Source organism: Cupriavidus necator, assembly GCF_016127575.1.
Taxonomy (GTDB): Bacteria; Pseudomonadota; Gammaproteobacteria; order Burkholderiales; family Burkholderiaceae; genus Cupriavidus; species Cupriavidus necator_D.
The window spans coordinates 2,593,876-2,609,893 of record NZ_CP066018.1 but is presented as its reverse complement, the minus strand read 5'-3'; the positions used below and the strand labels follow the sequence as shown (position 1 = coordinate 2,609,893).

Below are 16,018 nucleotides of genomic sequence, written 5' to 3'. Positions count from 1 at the left end.
ACGCACGCAAGAACGGACCGCCCCTGGCGGTCCGTTTTCCTTTGGGACGCGAAGTGCGCTGCTAGAATCATTGTCCGGTGCCGGCAGCCACACCGCTTGCGCGACGCGAGGCCGGACACGAAGCCCGCCCGCGCGCCGGACGCCTCTCCTTCCCGCTTCGTTTCGCTTCACCGCGCCCCTCGCCATGCAATCGCTCTGGATGCTGTTCGCCGCCTTCGCCTTCTCGTTGATGGGGGTTGGCGTCAAGCTGGCATCCGATCTCTACACCACCGGCGAGATCGTCTTCTACCGCGGCCTGATCAGCGTGGTCATCATGTGGGTGCTGCTGTCCTCGCGCGGGATCCCGGTGCGCACGCCCTACATGCTGTCGCACATCAAGCGCAGCGTGTTCGGCGTGACCGCGCTGATGCTGTGGTTCACCTCGATCTCGCTGCTGCCGCTGGCCACCGCGATGACGCTGAACTACATGTCGCCGGTGTGGATCGCGCTGATCCTGGGCGCCGGCGCGGCGCTGGCCGGCACCGGCGGCAATGCCGACCGGCGCCTGGTGCTGGCGATCCTGCTGTCCTTTGCCGGCGTGATCTGCCTGCTGCAGCCTTCGGTCGGCAAGGACCAGCTGACCGGCGGCCTGGTCGGACTGATCTCGGGCATGTTCACGGCGCTGGCCTATGTCGAGGTGCGCCAGCTCGGCCAGCTGGGCGAGCCCGAGGGCCGCATCGTGTTCTATTTCTCGCTGGTCGGCATGATCGCCGGGCTGGTGTGGATGCTGCTGGGCGGCGTCAGCGCGCATACCTGGTACGGCGCCGGCCTGCTGCTGGCCATCGGCATCCTGGCCACGCTGGGCCAGACCGCGATGACGCGCGCCTACAAGCGCGGCAACACGCTGCTGACCGCCAACCTGCAATACGCCGGCATCGTCTTTTCCAGCGTGTGGGGCATGCTGATCTGGTCCGACCGGCTGAACTGGCTGTCGTGGCTGGGCATGGGGCTGATCATCGCCAGCGGCATCGCCACCACGCTGATGCGCGCGCGCCAGGGCACCGATGCCAAGCCCACGCCGGCCACGCCGGTCAAGTCGCCGGAGGCGGAAGTCCATCCCGAGGTGTAGCATCCCCTGGTGAACTAGACCCCTTTCCATCGATCGCAACAGGATTCCCATGCAGAAACCGCTGATTTCCGTCACCGCGCTGCAATCGCTGCTGGCCACCCCCGGCGGCTGCGTCGTGATCGACTGCAGCTTCGACCTGGCCGACCCGGCCGCCGGCCGCGAGGCCTACCGCACCGGCCACCTGCCCGGCGCCTTCTACCTGCACCTGGACAACGAGCTGTCCGGCCCCAAGACCGGCAGCAACGGCCGCCACCCCCTGCCCGACGCCGACGACCTGGTGGCGCGCCTGCAGGCGCTGGGCGTGGACGACGACACCCCGGTAGTGGCCTACGATGCGCAGGGCGGCATGTTCGCCGCGCGGCTGTGGTGGCTGTTGCGCTGGCTCGGCCACGATGCCGTGGCCGTGCTCGACGGCGGCAAGGACGCCTGGGTCAAGGCCGGCCTGCCGCTCGAACACGATGCCACGGAAGAGCCGGAATTGCCCGGCAAGTTCCAACGCCGCAAGTCGCTGGCGCCGACCGTCGACGCCGCCGCGCTGGTGGACAACCTCGAGCGCGCCTCGCTGCTGGTGGTGGATGCGCGCGCGCCCGACCGCTTCCGCGGCGAGAACGAGACGCTGGACCCGGTTGGCGGCCATATCCCCGGCGCGGTCAACCGCTTCTTCAAGGACAACCTGGGCGCGGACGGCCGCTTCAAGCCGGCCGAGACCCTGCGCGCGGAATTCGGCGCAGTGCTGGGTGCGCGCGCCCCGGCGCAGGCAGTGATGCAGTGCGGCTCCGGTGTCACGGCCTGCCACAACCTGCTGGCGCTGGAAGCGGCCGGCCTGGGCGGCGCGGCGCTGTACCCGGGATCATGGAGCGAATGGTGCGCCGATCCGGCGCGCCCGGTCGCTACCGGGGCCGCCTGAAGTCAGCGTGACGAGGCAATGGGCGCGGCGGGCGCAATATGGCCGTGCCCGCCGTGGCTGTGGCTCTCGTGCACGCCGTTGGTGATGAAGACGATCGCCGAGATGCCCGCGGCCACCAGCACCACCTGGATCGCCGACTCGCGCCAGCGCGGCTTGCGCTGCATCTGGGGCATCAGGTCGCTGACCGCGATATAGAGGAAGCTGCTGGCGGCAATCACCAGCACGTACGGAATCCAGCCGCTCAGCTGGTCGAGCAGGAAATACCCGACCACGCCGCCGGCGATGGCCGCCAGGCTCGACAGCAGGTTGAAGGCAAAGGCACGGGCCTTGGAGAAGCCGGCATTGAGCAGCACGATGAAGTCGCCGACTTCCTGCGGGATCTCGTGCGCCGCGATCGCCAGCGCGGTGACCACGCCGATATGCGGATCGGCCAGGAAGGCCGCCGCGATCACGATGCCGTCGGCAAAATTGTGGAAGGTGTCGCCGACCAGGATGGTCAGGCCGCTGCGCCCCGCTTCCTCGCGGTCATGGCCGTGGTGGTGGTGGTGCCCGTCGCCCTCGTGGTGGTGCGAGTGACGCAGCAGCGAGATCTTTTCCAGCAGGAAGAAGCCGAGCAGCCCCGCCAGCAGCGTGCCGAACAGCGCGCGCGGGTCGGCGCCGGACTCGAACGCCTCGGGCAGCGAATGCAGCAGCGCGGTGGCCAGCAGCACGCCCACTGAAAAGCTCACCATGCGCTCGACCACGCGGGACGCCACCGTCAGCGACAGCAGCGCCGCCCCGAAGATGCTGCCCACCCCCGAGATCGTGGCGGCGAGCAGGATATACAAAAGCGTCGAATGGATGATGGGCTCCCGGGGTGGCGGTACCGGGCGGCCCCGCCGTTCCGCCCGCATCGCGCCGGGCGGCTAACGCAACAATGTTGCAATAACTCAAAGGCCGCATTGTACGTATCCGCCGGGACTTTGCAATCCTGCTGTCGGGCGAGAGGCGCCTCGCGGCGCCGGGACGGCCGGATCAGGACACGCCGTGCTGCCTGAACCAGTCCAGGCACTTCTGCCAGCCATCCCTGGCATCGGCTTCACGGTAGCTGGGCCGGTAATCGGCATGGAAGGCATGGCCGGACTCGGGGTAGACGATAAAGCGCGAGGCCTTGGCGTCCGGGTCGGACGACGCCGCCAGCGCGGACTTCATCCTCTCCACCTGCTCCTGCGGGATGCCGGTGTCCTTGCCGCCATACAGGCCGAGTACCGGGGCATGGAGCTGGCCGACCAGGTCGATGGGATTCTTCGGCTTGAGCGGGGTCGGCTCGGGCGCCAGCTGGCCATACCAGGCCACGCCGGCCTTCAGGCGCTTGCTGTGCGCTGCATAGAGCCAGGTCATGCGCCCGCCCCAGCAGAAGCCGGTGATGGCCAGGCGCGACACGTCGCCGCCGTTGGCACCGGCCCAGGCCACCGCGGCGTCCAGGTCGCCCATCACCTGCGCGTCAGGCACCTTGGCAATCACCTCGCGCTGCAGCTCCTGGATGGTGCCGAAGCTCTGCGGATCGCCCTGGCGCGCGAACAGTTCCGGCCCGATCGCCAGGTAGCCCAGCTTGGCAAAGCGCCGGCACACGTCGGCGATATGCTCGTGCACGCCGAAGATCTCGCTGACCACCAGCACCACCGGCAGGTTCTTCTTGCCTTCGGGCTGGGCGCGGTAGGCCGGCATGCTGAAGCCGCCCGAGGGGATGGTGACCTCGCCGGCGCTCAGGCCGGCAAAGTCGGTCTTGATGGCCTGCTGGGCCATCACCGGCAGCGCGGCCGCCGCAAAGGCGGAACCCAGCGCCGTCTTGACAAAGCCGCGGCGGTCGAACGTCTGGCCGGGGACGAGGCTATCCACTTCCGGTTTGAGCATGCGTGTCTCCAGGATCGTTGGTGGCTGGGCCGGGATGCGGCGCCAGCGGCAGATTTTAAGCAGACATGGAGAAAACATGGGGCGGCCTTGCAGCCACCCCCGCACGCCACCGGCCCGCGCGGCATGGTGCAGCGCGGGAAGCCCCGGCCCGGCGCGCGTCAGTGCAGCTTGACGCGCGGGCTGGTCTTGCGGCGCAGCCAGTGCGAAACCGTGTCCAGCGCCATGCCCACGGCGCCGTGCAACGCCATCACATGCATCCGGTACAGCGACGTGTACATGACGCGCGCCATCAGCCCTTCGATGAACATCGAGCCGCCGATCAGCCCGCCCATCAGGCTGCCCACTGCGCTGAAATGCCCCAGCGACACCAGCGAGCCGAGATCCTTGAAGGCGAACGACGGCAGCGGGCGCCCGTCCAGCCGCGCGCGCAGCGCGCTGTAGAGGAAGGTGGCCTGCTGGTGCGCGGCCTGTGCGCGCGGCGGCACCGTGGTCTGCTTCTCGGCCCACGGGCAGCTGGCGCAGTCGCCGAAGGCGAAGATGTCCGGGTCGCCCTCGCTCTGCAGCGTCGGGCCGACCACGATCTGGCCCTGGCGGCTGACCGGCAGCCCCAGTGTGGCCAGCACCGGCGGCGCGGTGATGCCCGCCGCCCATACTGTCAGGTCGGCATCGATATGCTTGCCGCTGGCGGTCAGCACCGCCTGCGGCGTGACCTCGGTCACGCGCTCGCTGGTCAGGACATCGACGTCGAGCTTCTTCAGCAGCTTGGCGGTCTCGACCGAGACCCGCTCGGACAGCGCCGGCAGGATGCGCGGGCCGGCCTCGATCACGTGGATATGCACATCGCGGCGCGGATCAAGCTGGTGCAGGCCGTAGGCGCTGAGCACGTGCGCGGTGTTGCGCAGTTCGGCCGACAGCTCCACGCCGGTGGCGCCCGCGCCAATGATGGCCACGTCAACGCGCGGCCGGCCGTCCGCGCCCACGCGCCCGCGCCAGTTCTGGGCCCGCACGCAGGCCGCGATCAGGCGCTTGCGGAAGCGCTCGGCCTGCGCCACGACGTCCAGTGCGATGGCATTCTCGGCCGCGCCGGGCACGCCGAAGAAATGCGTGACGCAGCCGATCGCCAGCACCAGCGTGTCATAGGGCAGCTCGCGCGCCGGCAGCAGTTCGGCGCCGTCCTCGTCGAAGCTGGCCGACACCGAGATGGTCTTGCGGATGCGGTCGATGCCGGTCAGCTCGCCCAGCTGGAACTCGAAGTGATGCCAGCGCGCCTGCGCCGCGTATTCCAGCTGGTGCGTGTTGGGGTCCATGCTGCCGGCTGCCACTTCATGCAGCAGCGGCTTCCAGATGTGGGTGGGCAGGCGGTCCACCAGCACCACCTGCGCCTGCCCCTTGCGGCCGAGCTTGTCGCCCAGCTTCGTTACCAGTTCCAGCCCCCCTGCTCCCCCACCGACGACAACGATGCGAGGCGTCCTTGTTTCTGTCATGGTCTACCTGATGCGTTTTTGTAAATTCTTGCCTGAGGCGTTTGCCACAGTCTGCTGCATTGCAGCATAACTGGCAAGCCGGTAAGCCTGACTCGGCAGTCGCTTCATTCGATACCACAACGCATGGGCGGCGCAGGCTGGCTGACAGGCGGCCTCGTCAGTGCGCTTCTTCCCAGTTGGCGCCGCTGCCCACTTCGGCCACCAGCGGCACGCGCAGCTGCGCCACCGAGCACATCAGCTCCGGCAGCCGCACCTTGACCAGCTCCAGCTCATGCTCCGGCACCTCCAGCACCAGTTCATCGTGCACCTGCATGATCTGGCGCGTCTGCAGCCCGTCGCGCTCCAGCCAGCCCTGCACCGCGATCATCGACAGCTTGATCAGGTCGGCGGCGGTGCCCTGCATCGGCGCGTTGATGGCGGCGCGCTCGGCGGCCTGCCGGCGCGGGCCGCTGCCGCCGTTGATGTCGGGCAGCCACAGCCGGCGGCCGAACACGGTCTCGACATAGCCTTGCTCGCGCGCGGTCTGCCGGGTCTCTTCCATGTAGTGGGCCACGCCCGGGTAGCGCATGAAATAACGGTCGATGTAGTGCTTTGCGGCCTCGCGCTCGATACCCAGGTTGCCGGCCAGGCCGAACGCGCTCATGCCGTAGATCAGGCCGAAGTTGATCACCTTGGCGTAGCGGCGCTGCTCGCTGCTGACGGCCTCGCGCTCCACGCCGAAGATCTCGCCGGCCGTGGCGCGGTGGATGTCCTCGCCGTTGGCAAAGGCGCGCAGCAGGTTCTCGTCGCCCGAGATATGGGCCATGATGCGCAGCTCGATCTGCGAGTAGTCGGCCGACACGATCACGCTGCCGGGCTCGGCGATAAAGGCTTCGCGGATGCGGCGGCCCTCCTCGGTGCGCACCGGGATGTTCTGCAGGTTGGGCTCGGTCGACGCCAGCCGGCCGGTCACCGCGGTGGCCTGGCCGTAGCTGGTGTGCACGCGGCCGGTCTGCGGGTTGACCATCTTGGGCAGCTTGTCGGTATAGGTGGACTTGAGCTTGGCCAGGCCGCGGTAGTCCAGCAGAAGCTTGGGCAGCGGGTAGTCCTCGGCCAGCTTCTGCAGCACCTCTTCGTCGGTCGAGGGCGCGCCGCTGGCGGTCTTCTTCACCACCGGCAGCTTCATCTGGCTGAACAGGATCTCGCCGATCTGCTTGGGCGAGCCCAGGTTGAAGGGCTGGCCGGCGGCCTCGTAGGCGGCCTGCTCCAGCGCCAGCATGCGCTGGCCCAGCTCGGCGCTCTGCGCGGCCAGGCGTTCGGCATCGATCAGCACGCCGTTGCGCTCGACCTTCTGCAGCACCACCGAGACCGGCATCTCGATCTCTTCATACACGCGGCGCAGGCCCGCCGCGGCTTCCACCTGCGGGAACATCTTGCGGTGCAGGCGCAGGGTCACGTCAGCGTCTTCGGCAGCGTATTCGGTGGCGCGCGCCAGGTCGATCTGGTCGAAGCCGATCTGGCTGGCGCCCTTGCCGCACACCTCTTCATAGGTGATGGTCTTCAGGCTCAGCAGGCGCTCGGCCAGGCTGTCCATGCCATGGTTGCGATGCGAGGCCAGCACGTAGCTCTGCAGCATGGTGTCGTGCGCCACGCCGCGCAGCTTCACGCCATGGTTGGCAAAGACATGGACGTCGTACTTGAGGTTCTGGCCCAGCTTCGGGCGGCTGGCATCTTCCAGCCATGCGCGCATGCGCCCCAGCACGAACTCGCGCGACAGCTGGCCGTGGTCGGGCAGCCCGGCCACGTCCGGGCCACGGTGCGCCACCGGGATATAGCAGGCTACGCCCGGCTCGACCGACAGCGAGATGCCGACCAGCTGCGCCTGCATCGGGTCCAGCGAGGTGGTCTCGGTGTCGATGGCCACCAGCGGCGCGGCCTCGATGCGCCGCATCCAGTCTTCCAGCTGGGCTTCGGTGCTGACCGTGTCGTAGCGGATCTCGGTCGGCGCGGCCTGGTCCGCTGCCGGTGCCTCGGCTGCGCCGGCCGTGGCCGGCACATCGAACAGGCCGCCTTGCGCCGGCGCGGCGGCCGCGCGGGCGCGGGCCTGGGCGCGGGCATCGGGCAGGCTTTCGCCGGTCGCTTCGCGCAGCCAGGTCTTGAAGCCGTAGCGCGAGAAAAACGCCACCAGCTTGTCCTTGTCCTCGCCCGTTTCGCGCAGCGCGTGGAAGTCCGCCACCGCGGCGGAGAGGTCGCAGTCGGTCTTGACCGTGACCAGCTGGCGCGCCATCGGCAGCCAGTCCAGCGTATTGCGCAGGTTCTCGCCGACCACGCCCTTGATGCCGGGGGCGGCGGCGATCACGCCGTCGAGCGAGCCATGCTCGGCCAGCCATTTGACCGCGGTCTTGGGGCCCACCTTGGGCACGCCCGGCACGTTGTCGACCGCATCACCGATCAGCGACAGGTAGTCGATGATGCGCTCGGGCGGCACGCCGAACTTGGCAACCACGCCAGGGGGATCGAGCACCTCGCCGCTCATGGTGTTGACCAGCGTGACCTGGTCGTTGACCAGCTGCGCCAGGTCCTTGTCGCCGGTGGACACCACCGTGCGCACGCCCTGCTCCGTGGCCTGGCGCGACAGCGTGCCGATCACGTCGTCGGCCTCCACGCCATCAACCACCACGATCGGCCAGCCCATGGCGCGCACGGCCTCATGGATCGGCTCGATCTGGCGCGCCAGGTCTTCCGGCATCGACGGGCGATGTTCCTTGTAGGCCGGATACATGTCGTCGCGGAAGGTCTTGCCCTTGGCGTCGAACACGCAGGCGCTATACTCTGCCGGGTAGTCGTTGCGCAACTTGCGCAGCATGTTGATCATGCCGTAGATTGCCCCTGTGGGCAGACCCTCCCCATTCCTCAGGTCCGGCAGAGCGTGATAAGCGCGATACAGATAGCTCGATCCATCGACGAGCAAGAGTGTTTTTGGACTATCCGACATTCCCATGGACTCAAAATTGACTGGTGCCGCTGCAGGCGGTGCCTCGACCGCCCCCCTTGCTGACCCGGATGTTTCCGACATTTCCGGCGATACCGTACAACCCCCGCCGGAGGCTGCTTCCGAGCACGCCGCGGCCATCGCCGCGGCGGCCGATGCTGCTGCCGCGGGCAATCCGCCCGAAGTTGCTGCTGAAAAGGCCGCTGCTGCGGCCGCGCGCGCCAATCCGCGCAAGATGATCCCCAGCCTGCGTGCGCTGGCCGACGAAGACCGCGCTACCGCAAAGAAGGCGCGCGCCTCGTGGCAAATGTTCACGATTATGGCAGAGTTCATCGAGGCCACCGAGTACCTCTCCGAGATCCGCCCGGCCGTGTCGATCTACGGCAGCGCGCGCCTGCGCGAGGATTCGCCGTACTACCAGCGCACCATCGAGATCGCCCGGCTGTTTTCGGACGCCGGCTTTGCCGTGATCTCCGGCGGCGGCCCCGGCATCATGGAAGCGGCCAACAAGGGCGCGCATGCCGGCAAGTCCGCCAGCGTCGGCCTGAACATCGAACTGCCGCACGAGCAGCAGGGCAATCCGTACCAGGACATTGCCATGCGCTTTCGCCACTTCTTCACGCGCAAGGTCACCTTCGTCAAGAATTCGGACGCCTTTATCGTGATGCCGGGCGGCTTCGGCACGCTCGACGAGCTGGCCGAGGTGCTGACGCTGGTGCAGACCGGCAAGTCGCGCTCGGTGCCGGTGATCATGTTCGGCAGCCGCTTCTGGAAGGGCCTGCTGGACTGGTTCCGCTTCACGCTGCTGCCGATGGGCCTGATCGCCGAGCACGACCTGGACCTGATGAAGATCGTCGACGAACCGCACGAAGTGCTGGAAGCGGTCTACGACTACTACGAGCAGCGCGGCGGCGACAAGCCGATTCCGCCCAAGGAAGAGATGTTTTACCTGTAAGGCATGGACGCCGGGGCGCGCGGCGCCAAGCCACGTACCCGGCACCCGGCGCCCGTTGCGCAGGTGCCCCCCGGGGCACGGCAGCGGCCTGCGCACGGCAGGAATTGCTAGAATGGAACCTGTCCGTCTGCCAAGCCCGGCGCCGCCGGGTTGCAGTCCAACCGCCGCATGCCGCGGGGTTGCGCGCAAGCTGCGCCGCAGCCCCGCACAGGAGCACCTGATGACCTCCCCCTCCACCGCCCGCTCGGTCCGGCCCACGCGGTCTTCCGCCGTGGCCGGCGAGCCTGAATCGCCTGCCAGGCGGTCCGTGTCCAGCCTCGCCGCCGTGGCCGCCGCCGCGCTGGCGCTGGCTTCCGGCTGGGCCGTCGCGCAGGAAAGCAATGCGCTGACGCAGCAGGAGCTGAACCAGATCAACAACCAGCCGATCGCCCCGACGGCCAAGTCGCAACTGAACCAGCCGCGCCAGCCGAGCTTCCAGCTCAATGAACGCGATGGCACCCAGGTGCGCGAGTACCGCGACAAGGGACGGGCCACCGATATCCAGGTCAGGTCGGGTTTCGGCACTAAATACGAGATGAGCAAGCCGGAAGACAGCTCGCCCAAGATCCGCGAGCACGATGTCAACCGCGTGCCTTCGGTCAACCTGAAGTTCTGAGTTCGCTTGCCCACGGCCTGGCGTAAGCCCCAGGCCGCGCCGGCCCTCCGGCAGTGTCATGCCGCGGCGGCGGCCCGGACTTTGTCCGGAACCGGTGCCCGCCGCTTTCCGATTCGCTTCACACAACGAGTATGGCCGTATTCACCACGGTCTCGCAGGACGAGATCGCCCGCTGGCTGCTGGATTTCAACCTTGGCGAAGTGCGCGAGCTGCGCGGCATCGCCTCGGGCATCGAGAACAGCAATTTCTTCCTCACCACGGAGCACGATGGCCAGACGCGCCAGTATGTGCTGACCATTTTCGAGCGGCTCACGTTCGCGCAGCTGCCGTACTACCTGCACCTGATGGCGCACCTGGCCGAGCGCGGCATCCGCGTGCCCGCGCCGATCCCGGCACGCGACGGCGAGATCCTGCGCCCGCTCAAGGGCAAGCCCGCCACCATCGTCACGCGCCTGCCGGGCGCATCGCAACTGGCGCCCGACGCGCAGCACTGCGCTGAAGTGGGCGACATGCTGGCACGCATGCACCTGGCCGGCCAGGACTATCCGCGCCAGCAGCCCAACCTGCGCAGCCTGCCCTGGTGGCGGCAGACCGAGCCTGAGATCCTGCCCTTCCTGGATGCCGGCCAGCGCGCGCTGCTGCAGCAGGAGATCGCCCACCAGGCCGCCTTCTTCGCCAGCACGGACTACGCCGGCCTGGGCTCGGGCCCGTGCCACTGCGACCTGTTCCGCGACAACGCGCTGTTCGAGGAAGACGGCAGCGGACGCCACCGCCTGGGCGGCTTTTTCGACTTCTACTTCGCCGGCAACGACAAGTGGCTGTTCGATGTGGCAGTCACCGTCAACGACTGGTGCATCGACCTGGCCAGCGGCGAACTCGACCCCGCGCGCACGCAGGCCCTGCTGCGGGCTTATCATGCCGTGAGGCCGCTGACCGCCACCGAGGCCGCGCACTGGCAGGACATGCTGCGCGCGGGTGCGCTGCGCTTCTGGGTATCGCGACTGTGGGACTTCTACCTGCCGCGCGAGGCCGACATGCTGCAACCGCACGACCCGACCCATTTCGAACGCATCCTGCGCCGGCGCATCGGCGCGGACCCTGCAAGCGCCCCGCTCCCCTGGATCTGATCCGTATGCAACTACTGGAAGTCCCTGCCAAGGAAGGCTACACCTGGTTCCGCCAGGGCATCTGGCTGTTCCGCAAGAACCCGCTGACCTTCCTGATGCTGCTGTTCGTCTACCTGATCGCCGCGCAGCTGGCCATCGTGGTGCCGCTGATCGGCATCATCGCGCTGCTGGTGGTCACCCCCGGCCTGTCGGTTGGCGTGATGACCGCATGCCGCGACGTGATCCAGAACAAGCGGGTGATGCCCACCGTGCTGCTGGCGGGTTTCCGCGCCAACGGCAAGGAAGCCACGCGCAACCTGCTGGTGCTGGGCGGCATCTACGCCGGGCTGGTGTTCATGCTGGGGCTGATCGCCGGCTCGGTGGTCGACATGAGCGCGCTGGTGCCGATCGTGCTGAAGGAAGAAGCGCCGACCGCCGAAGCGGTGCGCCAGCTGTACTACGCCATGCTGATCGGCGCGCTGCTGTACACGCCGATCGCGATGATGTTCTGGTTCGCGCCGCTGCTGGCAGCCTGGCACGGCGTGCCGCCGGTCAAGGCACTGTTCTTCAGCTGGACCGCGTGCTGGCGCAACCGCGGCGCCTTCCTCACCTACGCGGTGCTGTTCGCGATGCTGCTGGTGGCGATCCCGTTCTTCCTGGAGGCGGTGTTCAGCGCCTTCGGCGCGGAGACGGTGCTGTCGTTCCTGGTCACGCCATATTCGCTGCTGATGCTGGCGATCCTGTACTGCTCGTTCTATGCGACGTACCGGGGCTGCTTCAACGTGACGCCGCCGGGGGTAGATCCGACCGCGCCGGCAACTCCCGGGGCCTGAACAACGGGCGCTCGCTGCGCGATCGTGTGCTCCCTCTCCCGCTTGCGGGAGAGGGAGCACACCGCCCTCACGGCCTATTCGCAGAACGTCTTCACCATCTCGTCCGCTGCCAGGCGCAGGTCCGGCACGAATCCCATCAGCTGGTCCATCGTCATGCGCGCCATCGGCACCTGCACGGCAATCGCCGCGCAGGCGCGGCTCCGGTTGCGCATCACCGGCACCGCGACCGCGATCATGCCTTCCAGGTTTTCCTGATTGTTGACCCCCAGGCGCCGCTGCCGTGTCTCGGCCAGTTCCGCGTGCAAGGCCTCGGCATTGGTAATGGTGTGCGCCGAATGCGCGCGCAGCGGCAGGCTGGCAACCAGGCGCTGGCGCTGCGCGCTCGGCAGGAACGCCAGCAGCAGCTTGCCGCTGGCGGTGCAGTGCAGCGGCACCCGCGAGCCCGGCTGCAGGTGCATGCGCAGCGGCCATTGCGTTTCCACGCGGTCCAGGTAGACCACGTCGTCGCCGGACAGCATGGTCAGGTTGCAGGTCTCACCGATCTTGTCGACCAGCTGCTGCAGGATCGCATGGCGCGCCGCCGCCGGACCTGCCTGCATCAGCACATTGACGGCCAGCTGCCGCACGCGCGACGAGCACTCGTAGTGGCGGTTGCCGGCAGTGCGCGACACCAGCCAAGTGCTTTCAAGCTGCTTGAGGATGCGGTGGACGGTCTGCTTCGGCAGCTCGATCGCCTGCACGATGGCCGCCAGCGACAGCGGTCCGTCGGCCGCGGACAGGATCTCGAGAATGCGGAAGGCGCGCACGGCGGCGGCATTCGAATGATTGCTCATGGATCAAATTTAAAGGATTCCGGGACGCATGGCCGTCCCGAAAACTGAATTCTCGATCGCACCCCGGCTGCGCGCTCGCGAAAGCGCACAAATTGGGACGGCCTGTCTGCCCGGCTTCACTAGATTCGATCCAGGGCCGCCGACGGTGCCGCGAAGTGCACGACAAAGCGCGGCGGCCCTAACCGTCCAAACCGCGGAGTCGAATCCATGAGTGTGCAAATACTGCATCGCCGGCAGTCCAACAATTCCGATTTGCCCCTACCGACGGCATCCCTGCCCGTGCAGCCAGCGCAAGCCGCGGCTGAAGCCGTCGCTGCGGTCGTGGCCCGGGCCAGGCAGGCGCAGCGCGAGTTCGCGCGTGCCGACCAGGCCACCGTCGACACGGCAGTCGCCGCTGCCGCGTGGGCCATCATGGAGCCCGCGCGCAACCGCCAGTTGGCCGAGCGTGCCGTCGCCGACACCGGGCTGGGCAATGTCGACGACAAGATCCGCAAGAACCACCGCAAGACGCTGGGCCTGCTGCGCGACCTGCATGGCCGCAGGACGGTGGGCGTGATCGCGCAGGATGCGGCAGCCGGCATCACCGAGATCGCGCGGCCCGTGGGCGTGGTGGCGGCCATTACGCCTTCGACCAATCCTGCGGCCACGCCGGCCAACAAGATCATCAACGCGCTCAAGTGCGGCAACAGCGTGATCTTGGCGCCGTCGCCGAAGGGGCAGGACACCTGCGCGCTGCTGCTGTCGTTCATCCACGCCGAGTTTGCGCGCGCCGGCCTGCCCGCCGACCTGGTCCAGATGCTGCCCGCGCCGGTCTCGAAGACCGCGACGGCGGAGCTCATGCGGCAGGCCGACCTGGTGGTCGCGACCGGCTCGCAGGCCAACGTGCGCATGGCCTACACCTGCGGCACGCCGGCCTTCGGCGTGGGCGCCGGCAATGTGGCATCGATCATCGACGCCAGCGCCACGCTGGATGACGCGGCAGCCAAGGTGGCGCGCTCCAAGACCTTCGACAATGCCACCAGTTGCTCTTCGGAGAACAGCCTGGTCGTAGTCGACGCGGTCTACACGCCCATGCTCGACGCCTTGGCGGCGGTCGGCGGCGTGCTGCTCACGGCTTCGGAGAAAGCGCGGCTGCAGGCGCTGATGTGGCGCGACGCCAAGCTCGCCGGCAGCTTCACGGGACAGAGCGCGACCCGCATTGCCGAGCTCGCCGGGCTGGAACGCGTGCGCGCGCTGCAGCCCGCGATGCTGCTGGTGGAGGAAACCGGTGTCGGCAGCGACTACCCCTTCTCCGGCGAGAAGCTCTCGCCCGTGCTGACGCTCTACCGCGCGACCGACTTCGCGGCGGCGGTCGAGCGCGTGGCGAGCCTGTACGCCTATATGGGCGCCGGGCATTCGGTCAGCCTGCATTCGTCCAACCCGCGCCATGCGCTGCAGCTTGGACAAGAGCTGCCGGTGGCGCGCGTGATCGTGAACCAGGCGCACTGCTTCGCCACCGGCGGGAATTTCGACAACGGCCTGCCGTTCTCGTTGTCGATGGGCTGCGGCACCTGGGGCGGCAACAACTTCTCGGACAACCTCGGCTGGCGCCAATACCTGAATATCACCCGCATCGCCGTGCCCATCGCCGAGCACGTGCCCGATGAAGCGGACCTGCTGGGCGACTACTTCGCGAGGGTCGGCAAATGAACGCGCGCACGGAACCCGAAGTGTTCGACACGCTTGCCGCGCTGATTGCCGTGCGCGCCGCGCAGTGGCCCGACAAGCCCTACCTGTTGTCCCCGGACAGCGGCCATGCGCTCACTTTCGGCGCGCTGGCGACGGACGCCGGCACGCTCGGCCGCAGCTATGCGGCAGCCGGCCTGGGCAGCGGCCAGACGGTGTCGGTGTACCTGCCCAACGGCGAGCAGACCGCGCGGCTCCTGCTCGGCACCATGGCCTGCGGGCTGGTGGTCAATCCGATCAACCTGCTGTGCCAGCCGGCGCAGCTGCGCTACATCCTGGCGCACTCGGATACGCGGCTGGTCTTCACCTGGCCCGACGGAGAAGCCGCCATCCGCGAGGCCCTGCGCGAGGCCGGACTGGACGTGCCGGTGCTCGTCACCGCGCCCGATGCCAACAGCCTGCCGGCACTGCCTGCCACGCATGATGCTGCGTCGCCACTGCCCCCACCGCAGCCTGACGCGCCCGCGCTGCTCATGTACACGTCCGGCACCACCGGCACGCCCAAAGGCGTGCTGCTGACGCAGCGCAACCTGGTGGCCAACGGCACCAACGTCAGCCGCGAGCACTGCCTCGGGCCGGCCGACCGGGTGCTGGCGACGCTGCCGCTGTATCACATCAACGGCCTGGTCGTGACCGCGATCGCGCCGCTGGTGCACGGCGGCTCGGTGGTGATGCCGATGCGCTTTTCCGCCAGCGCGTTCTGGCAGGACAGCGCGCGCCACGGATGCACCTGGCTGAACGTGGTGCCGACCATCATCGCCTACCTGCTGAACGATCCGCACGGCCAGGCCCCGGCCGGCGTGCGCTTCTGCCGCTCGGCCTCGGCCGCGCTGCCGCCCGAGCATCACCGCGCCTTCGAGGCGCGCTTCGGCATCGGCGTGATCGAGACCATGGGCATGACCGAGACTGCCGCACCGGCGTTCAGCAATCCGCTCGACCCGGGCCAGCGGCGCATCGGCAGCATCGGCAGGCCATCTGGCACGCGCGCACGCGTGCTCGGGCGCGACGGCAAGCCGGCTCCTGACGGACAGGTCGGCGAGATCGTGCTGCAGGGCGAGAGCGTGATGGCGGGCTACTACAAGGCGCCGGACATCACGCGCGAGGCCTTTACGCACGATGGCTGGCTGCGCACGGGCGATCTCGGCTACCGCGACGCCGATGGCTATTTCTACATCAGCGGGCGCGCCAAGGAACTGATCATCAAGGGCGGCGAGAACATCGCCCCGCGCGAGATCGACGAGGCGCTGCTGCGCCATCCGGGCGTGCTCGAAGCCGCGGCGGTAGGCGTGCCGGACCCGGCCTACGGGCAGGAGATCGTTGCCTACGTGGTCATGCGCGAGGCCGCGCGCTGCGATGACGCGGCGCTGCGCGCGCATTGCCTGCGCGAGCTGGGCCGCTACAAGACGCCGAAGGAGTTCCGCTTTATCGCCGAGCTGCCGCGCGGCCCGTCCGGCAAGGTGCAGCGGCTGAAGCTGCTCAACCACGCCTGAACCTTCCCCCTTCCACAACCCTCGCCAAGGAGCCTGCCCGACCGGAATCCACCAGACC

The 16,018-nt window shown here is 68.3% G+C and carries 13 protein-coding genes; 8 read left to right on the top strand and 5 right to left on the bottom strand.

Annotation, left to right across the window (positions count from 1 at the left end):
* The first annotated feature begins 184 nt into the window (after positions 1-184).
* Together I6H87_RS12165 and I6H87_RS12160 are read left to right on the top strand one after the other, a co-directional pair.
* Positions 185-1,108, top strand: a complete 924-nt coding sequence (locus I6H87_RS12165) for a DMT family transporter (RefSeq protein WP_010813645.1) — start codon at positions 185-187, stop codon at positions 1,106-1,108.
* A 49-nt stretch (positions 1,109-1,157) separates the two neighbouring features.
* Positions 1,158-2,015, top strand: a complete 858-nt coding sequence (locus I6H87_RS12160) for a sulfurtransferase (protein WP_010813646.1) — start codon at positions 1,158-1,160, stop codon at positions 2,013-2,015.
* Positions 2,016-2,017: 2 nt separating this feature from the next.
* Here the strand turns inward: I6H87_RS12160 and I6H87_RS12155 are convergent, their stop codons facing one another.
* The 4 genes from I6H87_RS12155 to polA form a co-directional block, all read right to left on the bottom strand.
* Positions 2,018-2,908, bottom strand: a complete 891-nt coding sequence (locus I6H87_RS12155; protein ID WP_011615804.1) for a ZIP family metal transporter — start codon at positions 2,906-2,908, stop codon at positions 2,018-2,020.
* A 121-nt stretch (positions 2,909-3,029) separates the two neighbouring features.
* A complete protein-coding gene (locus I6H87_RS12150) occupies positions 3,030-3,908 on the bottom strand; it encodes a dienelactone hydrolase family protein (RefSeq protein WP_011615805.1) in 879 nt (292 codons plus the stop codon).
* Between the two features lie 158 nt (positions 3,909-4,066).
* On the bottom strand, positions 4,067-5,392 hold the full coding sequence (locus I6H87_RS12145) for an NAD(P)/FAD-dependent oxidoreductase (RefSeq protein ID WP_011615806.1): 1,326 nt from the start codon (positions 5,390-5,392) through the stop codon (positions 4,067-4,069).
* A 157-nt stretch (positions 5,393-5,549) separates the two neighbouring features.
* Complete coding sequence (gene polA / locus I6H87_RS12140) at positions 5,550-8,366, bottom strand: DNA polymerase I (RefSeq protein ID WP_011615807.1); 2,817 nt, start codon at positions 8,364-8,366, stop codon at positions 5,550-5,552.
* A 4-nt stretch (positions 8,367-8,370) separates the two neighbouring features.
* On the opposite strand from polA, the gene I6H87_RS12135 reads away from it, so the two are divergent.
* From I6H87_RS12135 to I6H87_RS12120, 4 genes are all read left to right on the top strand, one after another.
* Complete coding sequence (locus I6H87_RS12135; RefSeq protein ID WP_011615808.1) at positions 8,371-9,318, top strand: LOG family protein; 948 nt, start codon at positions 8,371-8,373, stop codon at positions 9,316-9,318.
* A gap of 220 nt (positions 9,319-9,538) precedes the next feature.
* Positions 9,539-9,973, top strand: a complete 435-nt coding sequence (locus I6H87_RS12130) for a membrane protein (RefSeq protein ID WP_010813652.1) — start codon at positions 9,539-9,541, stop codon at positions 9,971-9,973.
* Positions 9,974-10,104: 131 nt separating this feature from the next.
* Positions 10,105-11,100, top strand: a complete 996-nt coding sequence (locus tag I6H87_RS12125) for a homoserine kinase (RefSeq protein ID WP_010813653.1) — start codon at positions 10,105-10,107, stop codon at positions 11,098-11,100.
* Positions 11,101-11,105: 5 nt separating this feature from the next.
* The gene (locus I6H87_RS12120; protein ID WP_010813654.1) at positions 11,106-11,912 is read left to right on the top strand and encodes a BPSS1780 family membrane protein; all 807 of its coding nucleotides are present in this window, start codon (positions 11,106-11,108) and stop codon (positions 11,910-11,912) included.
* A 74-nt stretch (positions 11,913-11,986) separates the two neighbouring features.
* Here I6H87_RS12120 and I6H87_RS12115 read toward each other — a convergent pair whose 3' ends face one another.
* Positions 11,987-12,745, bottom strand: a complete 759-nt coding sequence (locus I6H87_RS12115) for an IclR family transcriptional regulator (RefSeq protein ID WP_010813655.1) — start codon at positions 12,743-12,745, stop codon at positions 11,987-11,989.
* A 207-nt stretch (positions 12,746-12,952) separates the two neighbouring features.
* Here I6H87_RS12115 and sauS point away from each other — a divergent pair, with 207 nt between their 5' ends.
* A complete protein-coding gene (sauS, locus tag I6H87_RS12110; protein WP_011615809.1) occupies positions 12,953-14,434 on the top strand; it encodes an acylating sulfoacetaldehyde dehydrogenase in 1,482 nt (493 codons plus the stop codon).
* Positions 14,431-15,960 carry an acyl--CoA ligase gene (locus tag I6H87_RS12105; protein ID WP_011615810.1) on the top strand — a complete coding sequence of 510 codons (1,530 nt, stop codon included), beginning with the start codon at positions 14,431-14,433 and terminating at the stop codon, positions 15,958-15,960. The genes sauS and I6H87_RS12105 overlap by 4 nt, the downstream gene beginning before the upstream one ends.
* Positions 15,961-16,018 lie beyond the last annotated feature (58 nt).